The organism is Maribacter litopenaei (genome assembly GCF_025244665.1).
In the GTDB taxonomy this organism is placed as follows: Bacteria; Bacteroidota; Bacteroidia; order Flavobacteriales; family Flavobacteriaceae; genus Maribacter; species Maribacter litopenaei.
Map to the genome: position 1 here is coordinate 2,625,097 of NZ_CP104205.1, position 18,843 is coordinate 2,643,939.

General features: G+C 38.9%; 12 protein-coding genes and 7 pseudogenes. 9 read left to right on the top strand and 10 right to left on the bottom strand.

Annotated features, from left to right (window positions below; genetic code table 11):
• Nucleotides 1-2: 2 nt before the first annotated feature.
• The 5 genes and pseudogenes from nqrE to NYZ99_RS14245 all read right to left on the bottom strand — a co-directional run bounded on the left by nqrE (nucleotide 3) and on the right by NYZ99_RS14245 (nucleotide 4,809).
• A pseudogene (gene nqrE, locus NYZ99_RS14225) lies at nucleotides 3-766 on the bottom strand (NADH:ubiquinone reductase (Na(+)-transporting) subunit E).
• A 22-nt stretch (nucleotides 767-788) separates the two neighbouring features.
• Nucleotides 789-1,436 (bottom strand): NADH:ubiquinone reductase (Na(+)-transporting) subunit D, encoded by a 648-nt coding sequence (locus NYZ99_RS14230; protein ID WP_260571849.1) that lies wholly within the window; start codon nucleotides 1,434-1,436, stop codon nucleotides 789-791.
• Between the two features lies 1 nt (nucleotide 1,437).
• Nucleotides 1,438-2,187, bottom strand: a complete 750-nt coding sequence (locus NYZ99_RS14235; RefSeq protein WP_260571852.1) for a Na(+)-translocating NADH-quinone reductase subunit C — start codon at nucleotides 2,185-2,187, stop codon at nucleotides 1,438-1,440.
• Between the two features lie 2 nt (nucleotides 2,188-2,189).
• Nucleotides 2,190-3,452 (bottom strand): annotated as a pseudogene (locus tag NYZ99_RS14240) (NADH:ubiquinone reductase (Na(+)-transporting) subunit B).
• Between the two features lie 3 nt (nucleotides 3,453-3,455).
• Nucleotides 3,456-4,809: pseudogene (locus NYZ99_RS14245) on the bottom strand (Na(+)-translocating NADH-quinone reductase subunit A).
• A gap of 152 nt (nucleotides 4,810-4,961) precedes the next feature.
• On the opposite strand from NYZ99_RS14245, the pseudogene NYZ99_RS23230 reads away from it, so the two are divergent.
• The 5 genes and pseudogenes from NYZ99_RS23230 to NYZ99_RS14270 all read left to right on the top strand — a co-directional run bounded on the left by NYZ99_RS23230 (nucleotide 4,962) and on the right by NYZ99_RS14270 (nucleotide 10,100).
• Nucleotides 4,962-6,209: pseudogene (locus NYZ99_RS23230) on the top strand (type IX secretion system plug protein).
• Nucleotides 6,210-6,237: 28 nt separating this feature from the next.
• Entirely contained in the window at nucleotides 6,238-7,368 is a 1,131-nt protein-coding gene (locus tag NYZ99_RS14255; protein ID WP_260571853.1) for a DUF3667 domain-containing protein, read from the top strand.
• A 6-nt stretch (nucleotides 7,369-7,374) separates the two neighbouring features.
• On the top strand, nucleotides 7,375-7,761 hold the full coding sequence (gene apaG / locus NYZ99_RS14260) for a Co2+/Mg2+ efflux protein ApaG (protein ID WP_260571854.1): 387 nt from the start codon (nucleotides 7,375-7,377) through the stop codon (nucleotides 7,759-7,761).
• Nucleotides 7,762-7,846: 85 nt separating this feature from the next.
• Entirely contained in the window at nucleotides 7,847-9,475 is a 1,629-nt protein-coding gene (gene pruA / locus NYZ99_RS14265) for an L-glutamate gamma-semialdehyde dehydrogenase (protein ID WP_260571856.1), read from the top strand.
• A gap of 109 nt (nucleotides 9,476-9,584) precedes the next feature.
• Nucleotides 9,585-10,100, top strand: coding sequence for a DinB family protein (locus NYZ99_RS14270; protein WP_260571857.1), 516 nt, complete (start codon nucleotides 9,585-9,587; stop codon nucleotides 10,098-10,100).
• 275 nt (nucleotides 10,101-10,375) lie between these two features.
• Here the strand turns inward: NYZ99_RS14270 and rsmG are convergent, their stop codons facing one another.
• Nucleotides 10,376-11,011, bottom strand: coding sequence for a 16S rRNA (guanine(527)-N(7))-methyltransferase RsmG (gene rsmG, locus NYZ99_RS14275; RefSeq protein ID WP_260571858.1), 636 nt, complete (start codon nucleotides 11,009-11,011; stop codon nucleotides 10,376-10,378).
• A 115-nt stretch (nucleotides 11,012-11,126) separates the two neighbouring features.
• On the opposite strand from rsmG, the gene NYZ99_RS14280 reads away from it, so the two are divergent.
• Both NYZ99_RS14280 and NYZ99_RS14285 read left to right on the top strand, forming a co-directional pair.
• Nucleotides 11,127-12,227: a fatty acid desaturase family protein gene (locus NYZ99_RS14280; protein ID WP_260571859.1), complete on the top strand. Its 1,101-nt coding sequence runs from the start codon at nucleotides 11,127-11,129 to the stop codon at nucleotides 12,225-12,227.
• Nucleotides 12,228-12,240: 13 nt separating this feature from the next.
• Nucleotides 12,241-13,488 (top strand): pyridoxal phosphate-dependent aminotransferase, encoded by a 1,248-nt coding sequence (locus tag NYZ99_RS14285; protein WP_260571861.1) that lies wholly within the window; start codon nucleotides 12,241-12,243, stop codon nucleotides 13,486-13,488.
• A 20-nt stretch (nucleotides 13,489-13,508) separates the two neighbouring features.
• Here the strand turns inward: NYZ99_RS14285 and NYZ99_RS14290 are convergent, their stop codons facing one another.
• Both NYZ99_RS14290 and trkA read right to left on the bottom strand, forming a co-directional pair.
• Nucleotides 13,509-15,002 carry a TrkH family potassium uptake protein gene (locus tag NYZ99_RS14290; protein WP_260571863.1) on the bottom strand — a complete coding sequence of 498 codons (1,494 nt, stop codon included), beginning with the start codon at nucleotides 15,000-15,002 and terminating at the stop codon, nucleotides 13,509-13,511.
• Between the two features lies 1 nt (nucleotide 15,003).
• Nucleotides 15,004-16,350 (bottom strand): annotated as a pseudogene (gene trkA, locus NYZ99_RS14295) (Trk system potassium transporter TrkA).
• A 229-nt stretch (nucleotides 16,351-16,579) separates the two neighbouring features.
• Between trkA and ubiE the strand changes: the two are divergent.
• Nucleotides 16,580-17,313 (top strand): annotated as a pseudogene (gene ubiE / locus NYZ99_RS14300) (bifunctional demethylmenaquinone methyltransferase/2-methoxy-6-polyprenyl-1,4-benzoquinol methylase UbiE).
• A gap of 24 nt (nucleotides 17,314-17,337) precedes the next feature.
• Nucleotides 17,338-18,067, top strand: a pseudogene (porT, locus tag NYZ99_RS14305) (type IX secretion/gliding motility protein PorT/SprT).
• 11 nt (nucleotides 18,068-18,078) lie between these two features.
• On the opposite strand, the gene NYZ99_RS22100 reads toward porT, so the two are convergent.
• Both NYZ99_RS22100 and NYZ99_RS14310 read right to left on the bottom strand, forming a co-directional pair.
• Nucleotides 18,079-18,237 (bottom strand): TrmH family RNA methyltransferase, encoded by a 159-nt coding sequence (locus NYZ99_RS22100; protein ID WP_338039034.1) that lies wholly within the window; start codon nucleotides 18,235-18,237, stop codon nucleotides 18,079-18,081.
• Entirely contained in the window at nucleotides 18,221-18,787 is a 567-nt protein-coding gene (locus NYZ99_RS14310) for a TrmH family RNA methyltransferase (protein WP_338039035.1), read from the bottom strand. The genes NYZ99_RS22100 and NYZ99_RS14310 overlap by 17 nt, the downstream gene beginning before the upstream one ends.
• Nucleotides 18,788-18,843: the final 56 nt, after the last annotated feature.

The window sequence follows — 18,843 nt, forward strand, 5'->3', positions numbered from 1 at the left end:
GCTTATTTTTTTACGTCGTTATAGGAGATTTCTTTCTCGTTAATCTCAGAATTATTTTCAGTTACCTCTTTTGCTGATGTTTCCGATTCTTCCACCTTAGGTACCTCAATCTTTACTGTTTCCTGAGCCTCCTCAGCAGCTTCATCACCACCAGTCAACATACCTCCAAAACTTTGGAAACCAATTCCCATTAAACCGGTAATGATAAAGGTAATACCCAATCCTCTTAATGGCGCTGGTACATTTGAGTATCTAATTTTTTCACGGATAGCAGCAATCGCCAAGATGGCCAAAAACCAACCGATACCTGAACTTAACCCGTAATTAAAGGCCAATCCAAATGTTTCTATTTGCCTGGATTGCATAAATAGGAACTCCCCAAAATAGCGCAGTTTACAGCAATCAATGGCAAGAAAATACCTAGGGAATTATAAAGTGACGGCGAAAATTTTTCAACCACAATTTCTACCAACTGCACCATAGTAGCTATGGTTGCGATGAATAAAATAAAAGATAGAAAACTTAAGTTATAATCCGCATACTCGGGACCCAACCAGGCCGGAGCTCCATCTTGCAATAAGTATTTATCCAGTAGCCAGTTCATAGGGACGGTCACGGCCAAGACGAATATTACGGCGGCACCCAAACCTACTGCCGTTGCCACTTTTTTAGATACTGCCAAATAGGAACACATCCCCGTAAATACGGCAAACACCATATTATCAATAAAAATGGATCTAAAAAATAATTCTATATGCTCTAACATAATACGTTATTAAGTTATGTTCTTAATTTTCTTCTACCAAGGCCGGGTTTCCGGAACGCTGCACCCATATAATAATTCCAACCACAATCAAAGCCGCTGGTGGTATAATCATAAACCCATTGTTTTCATAGCCCGTTGAATACAATCCTGTCTTTTCTATAGGATCACCCAAAACAGGAATCCCGAATAAAGTACCTGAACCCAAAAGCTCCCTAAAAAAACCGACAATAACCAAAATGATTCCATATCCCAGGGAGTTACCAATTCCATCTAAGAAAGACCGCCAAGGGCCATTTCCCAGTGCAAAGGCCTCAAAACGCCCCATGATAATACAGTTGGTAATAATAAGACCCACGAAAACCGCTAGCGTTTTACTCAATTCATACGCAAAGGCTTTTAGTACTTGATCCACTATAATTACTAAGGTAGCCACCACAATCAACTGAACGATAATTCTAATTTTAGATGGAATGATATTTCGCATTAAGGAAATTACGACATTTCCCAAGCCCAACACGAACATTACGGAGACCGCCATCACCACGGAAGCCTTTAGCTCCGCTGTAATCGCCAAAGCCGAACAAATACCCAAAACTTGAATAGTTATAGGATTGTTATCCGCTAGGGGATCTTTAATGAGGTTTGCGTCCTTTTTTGATAAAAGTGCCATATTAATTTGTTCTAATAGTTTTTAAATAATCTTTGTAAAGATTTACAGTTTCCTTGATCATTGCCGAAACACCATTACCTGTAATTGTTGCCCCCGCCAACGCGTCCACTTCATTATCCTCTTTATCATTGTTCAGGGGATCGTTGTTCCCCTTCGCTACATTAATTCCCGCGTACCTGGTACCGTCCATTATGCTTTCTCCGGAAAAGTCATCCATAAAATAGCGCTGATTTATATTGGCTCCTAGACCTGGGGTCTCCCCCTTATGGTCAAAGAAAACACCTTGTACAATCATTTTGTCGTCCAAAGCGATATAACCCCGGATATCATCCCACAGCCCTTTACCGTACATTGGAATCACATAGAACTTCTTTCCGTCCTTCTCTCCTATAAACAATGGTAATTCAGGTGTTTCACCTTTTTTTGCCAAGGCCAACTGCTTTTTCATGTCGATCAAATAGGCCTCCTTATTTTCGACAATTTCATCCCCCTTGATCACAATTTGCTCGGTGATGTATTGAGAGAACTCATCTTCAACAACATCAGTGGGTACAAAGTTTACACTTCCTTTGTCCTCATTCTCGTTCACTCCCATGGCATAAAGAATATTCTGTTGCTTTTCAAAGCGCATATTCTCATTGATTCTACCACTTAAGCCTGATGCCAAGAATGCCAAGATAGAACCCACTACGATGACCATGACCCCTGCAAAAATCACGGTATACACGTTTTTATCTGTATTGATTGCCATAATTAAACCGTTTCTGCTTTTAGTTCCTCAGCCTTACCGTCCGAATCCTTGGGAAGCACGACTGCGTTTTTAAATCTCTTCATTCTTTTCTTGATATTTGCTTTCACCACATAATGGTCAATAGTCGGTGCAAAGACATTCATAAGTAGAATGGCCAAGAAAACCCCTTACGGATAGGCAGGATTGAAAACCCGGATCATGACCGAGATAAAACCTATCAAAAATCCATAAATCCATTTTCCACGATTGGTCCGGGATCCCGTTACTGGGTCAGTGGCCATATAGACGATACCAAAAGCCAATCCCCCTACGATCAAATGCTTCCAAAACTCGAAGCTCATCAAGCCATAGAATTTACTAGTTTCGGTAATCCAACCTAACTCAACAACTTGGTTGAAAATTAAACCCATCACCAAAGAACCGATTACGGCGCTCAACATTATCCTCCAACTGGCGATTTTACTAAAAATCAGAAATAGGCCGCCTATGAGAATCAAAAGGGTGGAAGTTTCCCCAACGGATCCGGGAATAAAACCAAAGAACATATCGGAAACGGAATAGCTCACATCGGCATTTTGGGCCAAGGAACCTAAAATGGTCTCACCGGAAATCGCATCGGATCCTCCCGCTCTTTCCACGGCACCGTGTACCCATACCTTGTCACCACTCATCCAAGTAGGATAGGCAAAAAACAAGAAGGCGCGTATGGTAAGTGCAGGATTCAAAATATTCATCCCGGTACCACCAAATACTTCCTTACCAATGACAACACCAAAAACCACCGCGACCGCCAACATCCAAAGAGGAGTATCAACCGGTACAATCAAAGGAACCAACATTCCCGTCACTAGATATCCTTCCTCCACTTCGTGACCTTTGATGACAGCGAAAATAAATTCGACTATAAGACCTACACCATAGGATACCACAACCAAAGGTAGCACCTTAATAATACCAATCCGTAAATTATCCCATGTTAGAAAGTTTTCGAAAAAGGACAAGGTCCTGGGAGTTCCATTTGCAGCGTCAATAGCAGCATAATGCTGATAGCCGGCATTGAACATGGAGAATAATAGCACAGGTATTAGTGCCATTATCACAGTATTCATGGTCCTTTTTAGGTCATCGGCCGCTTTTACATGCGTACCACCATGGGTGGTTTCGTTTGGAGTAAACAAAAAAGTATGAAAGGCATTGAAGGCAGGTGCCATCTTTTTACCTTGATACTTCAGTTTTATCTCATGCATTTTACTTTTTAAGCTCATAACTTATCCTATTTCTTTTTGCAACAAATCCAACCCATCACGAATTATTTTCTGATGTGGCTGTTTGGAAATGCATATAAATTCAGTTAAAGAAAAATCTTCAGGCGCCACTTCATATAGACCCAATTGCTCCATTTCATCCAAATCCTCCACCATACAGGCTTTCAACAATTGCAAGGGGTAAATATCCATTGGAAAAACCTCCTCATATTGACCAGTAACCACAAACGCCCTATGCTCACCATTGGTGTTGGTAGTTAGGTCATATTTCTTTTTAGGTTGCACCCAAGAAAAAGTGAGTGCCCTTGTCGTAGAAACCTTATTGAAAACGGGTTTATTCCAACCGAAAAGTTCATAGTCATCACCTTCGGGTATAACACTTACCATATTGTTATAGAATCCAAGATATCCATCTCGGGGCACTTTTTGACCCTGTTAGAACATCTCCATTTATCACCCTAAAGTTTTCCTCATTGACACCACTCGCATATAAAAATGTGGAAATTTCTGCTCCAATTTTGGTTATATAGTATTTGGGTGTTTTCACGCAAGAACCGGCCAAAGAGACTATTCTTTCAGCATTGAATTTGCCGGTCAATAAAAACTCCCCAATTACCACTAAGTCTTGTGGAGTAACCGTCCAAACCAATTCCCCTTTGTTAATAGGGTCAATCTTATTTATTTGCGTACCCACCAATCCAGCAGGATGCGGCCCGGAAATCTTATGAAGTTCTACACCTTTAAGACCTGACAAAGGTGAGGTACTGGATTTTCCAACGGAAACATGAATTTTACCTGGAGTTAGCTTGCTTAAGGCAGATATGGCTGCCTGTAATTCCCCTTCCTTCCCTTTTAAGACATAGTCTAAATCCGCCGCCAAAGGCGCGGTGACGTATCCGGAAATGAAAATAGCTTTTGGAGTTGTTGCGGGGTTGGCAATTACATCATATGGGCGTTGTTTGATAAAAGGCCAACAACCGGATTTCAAAAAAGAGGCTTTTATATCTTGCCCCGATGCCTTTTCTAAATCCAATTTTTTATGCTCGACCACTTCTTGGGTCTTATCCGCCAATATCTTTAATTTGAGAATTCTTCTTCGTGCTCCTCTTTCAATTTCCACCAACTCCCCACTTACTGGAGAAACGAACAACATTTCCTCATTACTCTTATTATAGAACAACGGTTCCCCAGCTTTTACCTCGGCCCCTTCCTTCAATAACATTTTTGGGGTTATTCCATGAAAATCATCAAGCTTAATGGTGTAAACATTACTTAGGATCGCTTTCGAAGTCGACAATTCGGCAGCTCCTACCAAATTGATATCCAGTCCTTTCTTAATTCGAATGTCTTTTGACATATTATTGTAGACCTTAGGTTAACAAAATTTGCTGCGAATTTACTACTAAATGAAAAGTTTTCATAATAATTGTCCCATAATTTCGGCATTCCATCGATGTTAATTTTTTAGGCATCCTTTTTGTTTACCTTTAACCCAAAATTGATTGTTAAATGCGATTATTCCTTAAACAAATCTTGATTGGCCTGCTTTGCTTACAAAGCATTGCCGCCCAAGTCCAAGAGGAAAAAAACCCACCGGAAAACATTAAATCCATTGTTTTTAGAGGACCTACGGACGATCAGTTTCCGGTAGTTCAGATCGGGGAAACCATTCATCTTGAATTTGACGATCTTTTGGCCAACGAGCAGGACTACTATTATAAAATTATTCACTGTGATTACGATTGGACACCTTCCAACCTACTAAAATCACAATATTTAGATGGCATAGATAACCAACGTATTATAAACTATGAGAATAGCTACACAACTCGGAGACCTATTCCAATTACCAACTAAACATTCCAAATAATAATGTTCGTTTAAAAGTAACAGGTAACTATCTTCTTGAAATATACAATAGTAGTTATGAGCTCCAATTCTCCGTGAAGGTTCATCGTTTACAAGGACCTTGTTCGGGTTGGTGCAGAAGTAAAGAGATCAAGGGATTTTAACTTTTTAAACGAGAAACAAGTCGTTCAGTTTAGAATAAATGCCGGTAATTTCAGATTGGTAAATCCCAAGCAGGAGGTGAAAGTCGCCATTATTCAAAACAATTTTTGGCACAATGCCATTTATGATATAAAGCCACAATTTACCTTGGGGTCAGAACTGGTTTATAAATATGATCAAGAAACGGCATTTTTCGGGGGTAATGAATACTTATTATTCGATACTAGTGACCTTAGGGCCCCAAGTTCACAGATTGCCGTAATAGAAATTGGGGATCTATACAACCATTACCTTTTCAGCGATGACTTCAGGGCTAGCGAACCCTATACCTATTTCCCGGATATAAATGGCGACTATGTAATAAGAACACTGCAGGGTGATAATGCCTCAAGGGAGGCAGAGTACACAAAGGTACATTTTAGCTTACCCTATACAGAAACCCTAGGTTTAGATGATGTGTATATTTTTGGCAAATTCAACAATTATGCCCTAACGGAGGAAAATAAAATGGCCTACAATGAAAATAATGGAATGATGGAGGCCACATTGGTTCTAAAACAGGGTTTTTATAACTACAAATATGTTACCCAAAACGATGCGGGCGAAGTAAATTTGAACGCCGTTGGAGGTAATTTTCATTTTACCGAAAACAATTATTTGATCTTAGTATATTACAGAAATTTTGGAGACCTTTACGATAGCATTATAGGAGTGGGCTCCACCAATTCCAGAACTATCAGCAACTGATTTGAGGGGCCCCAAAAGACAAAGTCCTATGGAGACCAAACCAAGCGTTAACACAAAGGGAAGATACCAACTTAGATATAGAGGAGTAGCGTGTTTAAACTGTGGCCATCCTCTTGATATCAGTGACAAATACTGCCCAAACTGCTCTCAAGCGAACAGTACCAAAAAACTTACACTAAAAGATTTTTTCGAGGAGTTTTTCTCCAACATCATTTCTTACGATTCCAAGTTGCTAAGAACTCTTGCCGCACTCTTGTTACGGCCAGGAAAAATTACAAAAGAGTATATCTTGGGCAAAAGGATGTCTTATACGAACCCATTTAGGTTTCTTTTAAGTTTGGCTATTGTCTATTTTTTATTGATTGGTCTTTCCGGTGATTTTGAAAGACTCAACCGTTTTGGCTCTGAACCTAATAAACTACCAATAAATTTTGGCGGTTCCATGGTCGAGGAATTTGATTTTGGTGAAAACGAGGAGGACAAAAAAGAAGTGATGGCCCAGTTGGACTCTTTAAACCTAAACGGACTTATATCCGAACGCATGAGAATTAGGGATTCTATAATCATGGAAAATCCCAAAAAACAGTTAGAGGCGGCCGATGAAAAATCCTTCTTGAATTCTTTTTTTAGAAAACAGGAAATTTTCTCTACTCTAATAGAAAAGGACACCTTCTTCGTTTTTGATGAGGCAAAGACAAAATATAATTTGGAGGAAACTTGGCATAACAAACTTTCATTCAATACGGCACAAAGTTTGATCAGGGTAAAGAGACAACCAGGAGCATATTTGAGTTCTGTTTTTTCTAAACTTCCCTTTACTACATTTTTCTTTTTACCGGTGTTCTCGCTGTTCATTTGGTTGGTCTATATCAGAAAAAAGTACACTTATACCGATCATTTAATCTTTAGTTTTCACAATCAATCATTGTTCTTTATATTGCTCATTATTAGCTATTTGATCGATACTATTTTTGGAATTGACACTAGTGCTATTTTTATCTTGATTTTTGCCGGCTACCTATATAAAGCCATGCGGAATTTTTACAGTCAAGGCAGATTTAAAACTATTGTTAAATATATTTTCCTCAATACAATTTTCGTTATATTAGCTGGTATAGGAGCTGCACTATTGTTTGCAGGTAGTATGTTCACCTATTGAGAGTTTATGACAACACAAGTTACCAAAGGCATTAAGATTTCAGTTAAAACAAATTTTGAAGGAACTTTCTTCAAAAACTATAAAATGCATTATGCTTTTGGATATACCATTACCATAGAGAACCGGAGCAAGGACTCGGTTCAACTTACCTCACGTCACTGGAGAATTTATGATTCCCTAAATGATGTTGAAACCTTGGATGGAGAAGGAGTAATCGGAAAAAAGCCCGTCATAAAGCCAGGTGAATCCCATACTTATAATTCGGGCTGTCTACTTACATCGCCTATAGGCGCCATGAAGGGACATTACAATATGATCAATTTTTCTTCCACCGAAAATTTCAGGGTCTATATTCCAACATTCAAGTTCAGTGCCCCATTTGCCCTAAACTAAGAAGGTTTTAACCTGAATTTAGTTTTTAGTGCAATACCCTTTTAGTACTTTTGGTCAACTACTAATTTTAAAATAAAAATTGACCATGGGTAAAGGATTTTTCCAAGTACCGGCTGCCATAAATGAGCCAATAAAAAGTTACGCACCAGGCACTCCTGAGCGCGACGAAGTCTTAAACCAATATAAATCTTTCTATAAAAGTACGATAGATGTACCTATGTACATTGGATCTAAAGAAATTCGTACAGGCAACACCAAACCAATGTCACCCCCGCATGACCATCAACATATCTTGGGGAACTACCATTTAGCTGAAAAAAAACATGTGGAAGAAGCAATTGAAAATTGTTTAGAGTCACGACAAGCCTGGGCCAACCTGACCTGGGAACAAAGAGCTGCGGTTTTTTTAAAGGCTGCCGAACTGATTGCCGGTCCCTATAGGGCAAAAATAAACGCTGCCACCATGCTGGCACAATCAAAAACAATTCATCAAGCAGAAATTGATTCCGCATGTGAACTTATAGACTTTCTAAGGTTCAATGTTGAATATATGTCGCAGATATACGATGAACAACCCTATTCTTCCGAAGGTATTTGGAATCGGGTTGAGTACAGGCCTTTGGAAGGTTTTGTCTATGCCATTACACCATTCAATTTTACTGCCATTGCGGGAAACCTACCCGCAAGTGCGGCAATGATGGGAAATGTTGTGGTATGGAAACCTAGTGACAGCCAAATATATTCCGCCAAGGTAATCGTGGATGTCTTTAAGGAAGCTGGCTTGCCTGATGGGGTTATCAATGTGGTGTACGGTGACCCGGTAATGATTACCGAAACAGTTTTGGCGAGTCCAGATTTTTCTGGAATACATTTTACAGGATCTACCCATGTATTCAAAGAGCTTTGGAAGCAAATAGGGAACAATATACACACCTATAAAACGTACCCTAGGATCGTTGGAGAAACGGGAGGAAAAGATTTTATTATTGCCCATCCAACGGCCAAACCTCAACAAGTGGCTACGGCAATTACACGTGGTGCATTTGAGTTTCAAGGTCAAAAGTGTAGTGCGGCATCAAGGGTATACCTACCCAAATCCACCTCAAAAGAAATTCTTGATTTGGTTAAAAAGGATGTTTCATCATTCAACAAACCAGGTTCTCCTGAGGATATGGGTAATTTCATTACAGCCGTCATCCATGAAAGCTCATTTGATAAGTTGGCCAAATACATTGATGAGGCTAAAAATGATAAGGAAGCTGAAATCATTGTTGGTGGAGGTTATGACAAATCTAAAGGATATTTTGTTGAACCAACAGTAATTGTAACAACGGACCCACATTATTCCACTATGGAGACGGAACTTTTTGGGCCAGTGGTCACTGTGTACGTGTATGATGACAAGGATTGGGCTAAAACCTTAGAACTGGTTGATAATACTTCGGAATATGCCCTTACCGGTGCGGTACTTTCCCAGGATCGATATGCCATAGACGAAGCCACAAAGGCATTGCAAAATTGCGCAGGAAACTTTTACATTAACGATAAACCAACGGGTGCAGTCGTAGGTCAGCAGCCCTTTGGAGGTGCAAGAGCTTCAGGCACAAACGATAAAGCGGGCTCCGCACAAAATCTATTGAGATGGGTATCCCCTCGTTTAATAAAAGAAACCTTTGTCACCCCGGAAGATTACAGATATCCCTTTTTAGGTTAAGCGTTTGAAATTTAATCAAGTAGTAATTAATTAAAAAAAGGATTTTGATTACATTTAGAGGTGCTTCGGAAAATCTGGAAGCACCTTTCAACTTATTAAAAACACCAAAATGAAAAAATTAATTACAATGCTGTGTTTAACTGGCGGGATTTACTTGGTAAATGCCCAGGATAACCTAACACAAAACACGATTCAAGGTATATTAAAAGGTAATCAAGATCAGGTAATTCAACTGGCCGAAGCTTTTTCTGAAGAACAATATGACTGGAGACCCATGGAAGGGGTAAACTCAGTAGCGGAAGCGTTGCTTCACGTAGCCGGATCCAACTATTTCATAGGGTCTAAAATGGGTTTTGCCCCACCGGAAGATGTAGATGTAATGGGATTGACAAAAATAACGGGTAAGGACAATATCATTACCGCCCTAAAAAAATCGAATGCCTGGGTATTGGACAAAGTGGGTGAAGTAGAAAGCGGTGAATTGGGAAGTGAAGTCGATTTTGGCTTTATGAAAATGAACAAGTTAGGAGGCCTTTTGATAATCATGGAACACAATGGTGAACATAAAGGCCAGTTAATAGCCTATGCAAGATCTAATAATGTTGTGCCACCGTGGAGTGAATAACCCATTATGACACACAAATACTAAAGCGCCGGAAGGCGCTTTTTTTATGTAAAAAACCTCAGGTTGAACAATTTATATGTAAATTTAACGTTAATTAATTGTAAATTAAATGTTTTGTGACAAATTTTCAGTTACCAATCATGCATACAATTAAAAAAAATCGGACAATATTGCTTCATATTAAATGTCTGCACATCTATTACTGGAGTAGACTCAAAGGATATGCTAAAAAATATAGAGTCAGCTACTATAGGATACTTACATTATAAGTAGAATTACCCCTTAAATTTTAAGGGTAGATATACTACCTTTTTAGTTTCAAAAAAATCCTCGTCAAAATATCTGGTTAGGTCAAAAATTTCTGCATTTCTATACGTCTCCAATTCATCACTTAAATCCCCTCCTTTTAAATATAAAATTCCATTTTTTCTTTCGTGCAAGTACTCCTTTTTAATTTTTCCCTTTACCCAATGAACAAATGTAGGCATCGCCGCAACGGCCCTACTGACAATAAAATCAAATTGTTTTGGTACCTCCTCCACTCTTGAATTTATGGTTTGTACATTATTTAGGCCTAAACCCTCCACTACCTCATTTACCACTTTAATTTTTTTTCCAATGGAATCCACTAGGGTAAATTGTACTTCAGGAAATAAAATGGCAAGGGGAATGCCCGGAAATCCGCCACCCGTGCCCACATCCAAAATTTCCGACCCTAAATTGAAAACCTGCACTTTGGCAATGCCTAATGAATGCAACACATGTCTCAAATAAAGTTCATCAATATCTTTCCTAGAAACTACGTTGATTTTTTGGTTCCAATCTTTATACAATTCTTCCAAAAGAACAATTTGATTTTGTTGTACCTCCGATAAATTGGGAAAATATTTGAAAATGGTTTCGGCAGTCATCCTTATATTTGTATAATTATATATTTTTATTTTTTGCAAAGATTTCCATTTTAATCAACCTATCAAACTATTAGGATGTCATTTGCGTTATAATTAGAAACAAAGATTACTGGTTATGGAAAACAAAACCATTAGATTCCCCCGAAAAGATTCAACCCAATTTTTCAAAACCCTTAACGCAAGGGTAAACGATTATTTTAAGAACAATGAAATAAAGAAAACAGGTAACTGGAAACTTCATTTGAAGACGATAGTGATGTTCACTTTGTTCTTGGCTCCCTATTTCCTGATTTTAACATTGGGACTGCCAAATTGGGCCAATATTCTGCTGACCATTGTTATGGGGGTTGGAATGGCCGGAGTTGGTATGAACGTAATGCACGATGGCAACCATGGGTCTTACTCCAATAAAAAATGGGTAAATAAAATTATGGGCAGCAGTATATACATTCTTGCTGGAAATGTATACAATTGGCAAGTACAGCATAATGTTTTACACCACACCTACACCAATATCCACGAACATGATGAGGATATGGAAGCAGGCAGGATTTTACGTTTTTCCAAGCATGCCCAATGGAAGAGATACCACAAATTCCAACATTACTATTCAATTTTCCTTTATGGACTATTAACATTTAACTGGGCCATTACTACTGATTTTCTTCAGATGTACAGATATATGAAGCGGAAACTCTCTTATGGAAAACTTCCAAGTGCTACCATTAACTGGAGCACCTTGATTATTACCAAAATGCTCTATGTAACCATTTGGATCGTATTACCCATGTTGATTTTGGACATCGCATGGTGGAAAATCCTTATAGGCTTTTTCTTAATGCATTATGTGGCCGGGGTAATCTTGAGCGTGGTATTCCAATTGGCACATATCGTAGACCATGCAGAGACCCCACTTCCGGATGAAAGTGGCACAATGAAAAATACATGGGCCATTCACCAATTATTTACCACTGTTAATTTTAGCACTAAAAATAGAATTGTAAATTGGTTTACAGGGGGCTTAAATCATCAGGTAGAACACCATATATTCCCCAACATCAGTCACATCCATTACACAAAAATTTCAAAAATTGTGAAACAGACTGCGAAAGAATTTAATTTGCCATATCACGAATATAAAACTACTAGAAAAGCTATAATTTCGCACTTCAAACATTTAAAGGAGTTAGGCAAACAGCCTACTTTACAGTACTAGTAATTTTTTTGATATGAACAATCAACTTTCGGACAGGATAAACAGTCTTACTCCTTCCGCTACACTAGAAATGGCCGCTAAAGCCCGTGAACTAAAAAATGCAGGCAAGGACATTATTGGTTTAAGTTTGGGTGAACCGGACTTTAACACACCTGATTATATTAAGGAGGCCGCCATCAAGGCCATCAATGAGGACTATAATGCCTATACCCCTGTAGATGGTTACGCCGAACTTAAAAATGCCATCATCACAAAATTTAAGAGGGATAATAATCTTACTTACGAACCTTCTCAAATCGTAGTTTCTACTGGAGCAAAGCAATCCTTATACAATGTGGCCCAAGCTATGATTAATGAGGGCGATGAAGTTATTTTACCTTGTCCATACTGGGTTAGCTATGCGGATATAGTTCAATTAGCCGATGGAGTCCCAGTTGAAGTCCCTACAAGCTTGGAGAACGACTTTAAAATGACTGCCGAAGAGCTTGAGGCAGCTATTACGCCAAAAACAAAAATGTTATGGTACAGCTCTCCTTGTAATCCTAGCGGTTCTATTTATAGCAAGGATGAATTAAGGGCTCCGGCAGATGTACTTCAAAAATATCCGCAAATTATTGTGGTTAGTGATGAAATATATGAACACATTAATTACGGCGTTACAAAGCATGCCTCCATGGCAGAATTCGACGACATGTTTGACCGTACGGTTACCGTGAATGGAGTGGCAAAAGCATTTGCCATGACAGGATGGAGAATTGGATACATAGGTGCTCCAACCTACATTGCCGGAGCGTGTAACAAATTGCAGGGGCAGGTTACTAGTGGAGCAAACTGTATTGCCCGGAGAGCGGTAATTACGGCGTTGGAAGAATCACCTGATCGTATTCAATATATGGTGGATGAATTCAAAAAACGAAGAAAGTTGATTTTGGACTTACTGAATGATATTCCCGGTTTTAAATGTAATGAACCAGAAGGAGCTTTTTATGTATATCCTGATGTCACGGCATATTTCGGGAAAACTTTGAATGGTACAAAAATCAATAATGCTTCCGACTTTGCAATGTACTTATTGGAACATGCAAACGTAGCCACCGTTACGGGTGATGCCTTTGGTAATGGTAATTGTATTCGGATTTCATATGCTGCTTCTGTAAAGGAAATAGAGGAAGCTATTGCGGAATTAAAAAATCCCTTTCATAAGGTTTTAATTAAGTTACATAAAAGGCCCACAATATTAATTGTGGGCCTTTTTGTTTAGTATCACTCATCTTAAGATAACTATGTACTCCTCCGGAAATAAGGGTTCAAGAGTATAAGAACGGTAAATAATTCCAGCCTACCGGCCAGCATTAAAAACCCACACCACCATTTTGCCAATGCGGGCAATCCATTAAAGTTGCTTACGGGGTTCAAACTACCCAAAGCAGGTCCTACATTACCCAAGGATGAAGCTGCACCGCCAACTGCCGATTCAAAATCCGGACCCAACATTCCCAACACCAAAGCCCCGATAATAAAAAGCAACATATAAAGAACAAAGAAGCCAATAATATTGTAAACTATTTTCTCCTTCACCGTTTTGTCGTTATATCTTACAGGTATAATGGCATTGCTGTGAAGGGTTCTTTTGAACTCCAAAAGCCCATTCTTGATAATCAAAAGATGTCTCATAATCTTAATACCACCGGATGTGGAACCCGCAGATCCTCCCATAAAAAACAACCCAAAAAAGAACACCGTTAAAAAGGGAGTCCATTGTGTAAAGTCAGCACTAATGAATCCCGTGGTGGTAATCACGGAAATAACTTGGAACAGGGCATGTCTAATGGAACTTTCAGCTTTTCCAAGCACCATTGGATAACCCGGGGTTTCATCCGTGATATTGGCCTGAAAATAAATAACGCCCGCAACAACTACCGAAAATATAAGAATTGCAAGCGCATAATATTTCCACTCTTCGTCCTTAAGAATACGCTGAATTTTACCCTTGAAAGCGAAATAGCTCATTACAAAATTGCTACCTGCCAAAAACATAAATAATATGACGATATACTGAATCAATGGTTGATCATTCCAATAAGCCATACTGGCATTCTTCGTGGAAAATCCGCCCGTGGATAATGTTGCTAAAGCATGGTTTATTGCATCAAAAAAGGACATACCAGCCAACTTTAAAAGAATAGTTTCAGCAATGGTATAACCCAAATATATTAACCACAACCTTTTCGCCGTATCCGTGATCCGCGGGTGCAATTTGTCTGCACTAGGATCAGGTGCTTCCGCAGAAAACAACTGCATTCCGCCTATACCTAAAAGAGGTAAAATTGCAATGGCCAAAACAATGATTCCCATTCCCCCAATCCAATGCGTTAAACTACGCCAAAATAGAATTCCCTCAGGCATCGACTCTATATCGTCCATAATGGAAGCACCTGTGGTGGTATAACCGGAAACTGTTTCAAAAAAAGCATTGGTGATATCCGGTACGGCTCCTGAAAAAATATAGGGAAGGATCCTAGAAATTGACATTACCAACCAGCCAAATGTAACTATGATATATCCTTCCTTTTGCTTGACCTCCTTCCGGTGCCCCCTAGTGTAATACATGGCAAAAACTCCCGCAAACATAGTGGCTACCGATGCCAAAGTTATACTCAAGGTTGCCCCATCCTCATAAATACCGCTCACCAAAGCGGCCAATAACATGAAGCCTCCATTGCAAAGTAGCAACAGCCCCATCAAATGAAAGATGATTCTGGAATTCAAGCGCATGTTAAAGGAACATTCGTTCTATTTTTGGGATCTGTTCCGGATGGCAACAAACAACTACCCTATCTCCTGCCTTAATGGTAAAGCCACCCAAGGCAATGATTCCTTCGCCATCCCTAACGACTCCACCAATAGTAGCATCCTTTGGAAAGTTCAATTCCCGAATAGTCGATCCCGTTACTTTGGAGTCTCTTTTTACGATAAACTCCAAAATTTCCGCATTTAGGTTATTCAAACGCATTAAGGCAACTACCTCCCCTTTTCTTATGTGACGGAAAATATTATTGGCCGCCAAAAGCTTTTTGTTGATCAATGTATCAATACCAATAGAATGGGACAATTGAAAATAATCCATGTTCTCCACCAAAGCAATTGTCTTTTTAATATGTTTTGACTTGGCCACCAAACAGGACATGATGTTGGTTTCAGAATTTCCAGTTACCGCAATAAAGGCATCCATTGATTCTAAACTTTCTTCATCCAACAGCTCCACATTTCGGCCATCTCCGTTGATAACCAGTGCATTGGGAAGATCATCTGCCAAATCAAAGGCCTTCTCCTTATTTTTTTCTATCAATTTTACGTTAAACCGTTTAGAACACAGGTCACGGGCAGTTTTAAACCCAACCTTGCTACCACCAAGAATCATAACGTTTTTGATGTCCTCTTTCTTTTTACCAGTGAGCTTGTAAAGTTCATCTACACCTTCTTTGACGGTAATAAAATAGACTTGATCCCCTTCCTTGAAATAAGTATCACCACGTGGTATTACGGTATATTGCGTTCCCAATCTTTGAAGTGCAATGGGCATAAAATGTAACTACGGAAAAACATTGGCCGCTTCTTTTACCATTTTTCCAACAAACGGTGCAGATTTAGGTAGAGACACCCCGACCATAATTAGCTCACCTTCCTCAAATTCGTAGGTGTCGTTAAAAGCAGATTTATTGAGTAGTAATTGAATCTCCGTGGCGGCTAGTTCTTCGGGGGAAATAAGTTCATCAATGCCCAATTCGGAAATTTCAATAACTCCTTATTATCTACAAATTCCGTATTGGAAATTCGGCAATCGTTCTTTTACATCCCAATTGTTTAGCCAACATACACAACGTCAAATTGGTAGTTTCCGAAGAAGTAACCCCGATAACAAGATCAGAATCCTGAACCGAAGCATCCTTTAGAATAGAAATGGATGTGGCGTCTCCCCTTAGCACCCTTATATCCAAGTGGTTGTCAGCATACGCCAAACTTTCCTTATCGGTATCAATCAACGTAATATTCGGGATTCGTACGAGAGTAGTTTCGCCAAATGAAAGCCAACCTCACCAGCTCCAGCAATTATTATTTTCATTTAAAATCTTAAGCTAGCTTCACTGGAAACTACTAAATAATTCCAGATCCTGTCCCTAAGAGATCAGTAGCTACGTTTTACAAGTAAGTGTATTATGGGTACAAAATTACATAATTTTATGAGCTTTCAATTTATTTTCAAGCTTTTAAGAGGGATTTAATCGATTAATGAATTTGACAAAAATTCAAAGAACCTTCGTCTATATTGTATCTTCGCAAAAAAATTGAGAATGCCAAAAAAAGTCACTCCTTATAAAGACTCCAACTTGGGGAAAAAAGAGCAGGTTACCCAAATGTTCGACAATATTTCCAATGATTACGATGGGTTAAATCGAGTAATCTCCTTTGGTATTGACATTCAATGGAGGAAGAAGGTTGTCGCTATTTTAAAAGAAGAGTCTCCAAATTCTATATTGGACATTGCAACGGGCACTGGGGATCTAGCGATTGCCATGGTAAAAACGGGTGCGAAAAAAATTGTAGGATTGGACATTTCCCCGGGAATGTTAGCTGTGGGCGAAAAAAAAATCAAAGAAAAAAACTTGTCACCAGTTATTGACTTGGTGGTTGGCGATAGTGAAAACCTATCATTTGAAACAGGTACATTTGATGCCGTTACTGTTTCGTTTGGGGTACGAAATTTCGAAAATCTAGAAAAAGGCCTTAGTGAAATACTCCGTGTTCTAAGACCTGGAGGCACATTGATAATTCGGAAACTTCCGTACCCACAAAAACTCCCTATAAGCAGGGTTACAATTTCTACACTAAAAATATACTCCCACTCATCGGAAAATTATTTTCAAAGGACAATTCCGCATATGGCTACCTAAGTGAATCTGCCGCCGTATTTCCCCATGGAGAAAACTTCAACAATATTTTACGGGAAATCGGGTTTATAGATGTAACGAACAAGCCTCAAACTTTTGGTGTCGCTTCTATCTATGTCGCCAAAAAACAAGGGTAGTAAAAAGATTGACCTAATTACTAGATGAAGAAATGGATTTTCACATGTTTGGCAGTGTTTATATTGACCCCAACCTTATTTGGCCAATTCAATGAAAACCCTGTCCTGAACAAGGAGAATGAAGACAAGAAATTCCTAAACTGGGGCTATTTCTTAGGTTTGAATCAGTACGACTTTAAGTTTGAATACGAGAACGATTTGGGATTTGATGCCAACGGAAAGGACTTGACCAACGTACAAGTTGCTAAGTCATTAGGCTTTAATGTAGGGTTAATTGGAGAAATGAGAATCAACCAATTTCTTGATTTGAGATTGGAACCGGGACTTCATTATACCTCAAGGCTCTTGGGTTTTCCATCCCCATTATTAGAGGAAGATAGAGACATACTTAGGGAAGTAAAATCGACCTATATCAACTTCCCATTATTATTGAAGGTTAGCACAAAAAGATTGGGTAACTGGAAACCATTTTTAATAGGTGGTGGTTCTGCATCCTTAAATTTAGGAAGCAACGAAGCTAGCCTGGACGATAACCTTTCCCGAACATTTAGAATGACCAAATGGGTCTATAATTATGAATTGGGTTTTGGAATCGATTTCTATCCGGAGTACTTTAAATTTAGCCCTTCGATTAGAGGTGTTTTTGCACTGACAGATGAGCTTATAAGGGATAATGACCCAAATAGCCCATGGACGGGCAATATAGATTCCATGAAATCCGAGAGGGATATTTATCAATTTTACTTTTGAATAGTTTAAGAAAACCTAAACTCTCCTTTTTATTTCATTTAAAAAAATGGCAGTGGCTGTGGCCACGTTTAGACTTTCCGTCGATTTTCCTCCGAATTGGGGAATACTTATTTTATGAGCACAATGGTTTTGAATCCTTTCAGAGATACCATTTCCCTCATTTCCCAAAACCAAAATACCTTTTTCTCGGTAGCTCTATATAATGGATATTTTCACCATCCATAAAAGTGCCAAAAACTGGCAATCCGGTTGATTCCAAGAAATCTCCCAAATCCAAATAATGAATATCTACTCTTGCAATAGATCCCATGGTTGCCTGTAATACTTTTGGATTATAACAATCCACCGTTTCCTTGGAACAGATTAGGGTTTCAATACCGAACCAGTCGCATAATCTTATAATAGTACCTAAATTTCCTGGGTCCTGCACGCTATCAAGGGCAACCATCCAACCGGCCGAATTTACCATGGAAATTGAATTTTTGTAAAAGACACCAAGAATACCGTTTGGATTTTTAAGGCTACTTAGCTGTTTCAGTTCTTTTATGGTAATTCTGTCAACTTCGTACATTCCTGAACCTTCCAATTCCTGACCTGTGGAGAATAGTTTGTACACCTTAAATCCAGACTCCAATAATTCCTCCACTGCCTTTTTTCCCTCCATTACAAAGAGGCCGTATTCATTTCGGTATTTTTTTTGCTGTAGGTTTTTTATAAGTTTCAATTCACTTTTTACAACCATTCAAATGATGTATTTTTGGTTTCTATGAAGACCGTAGC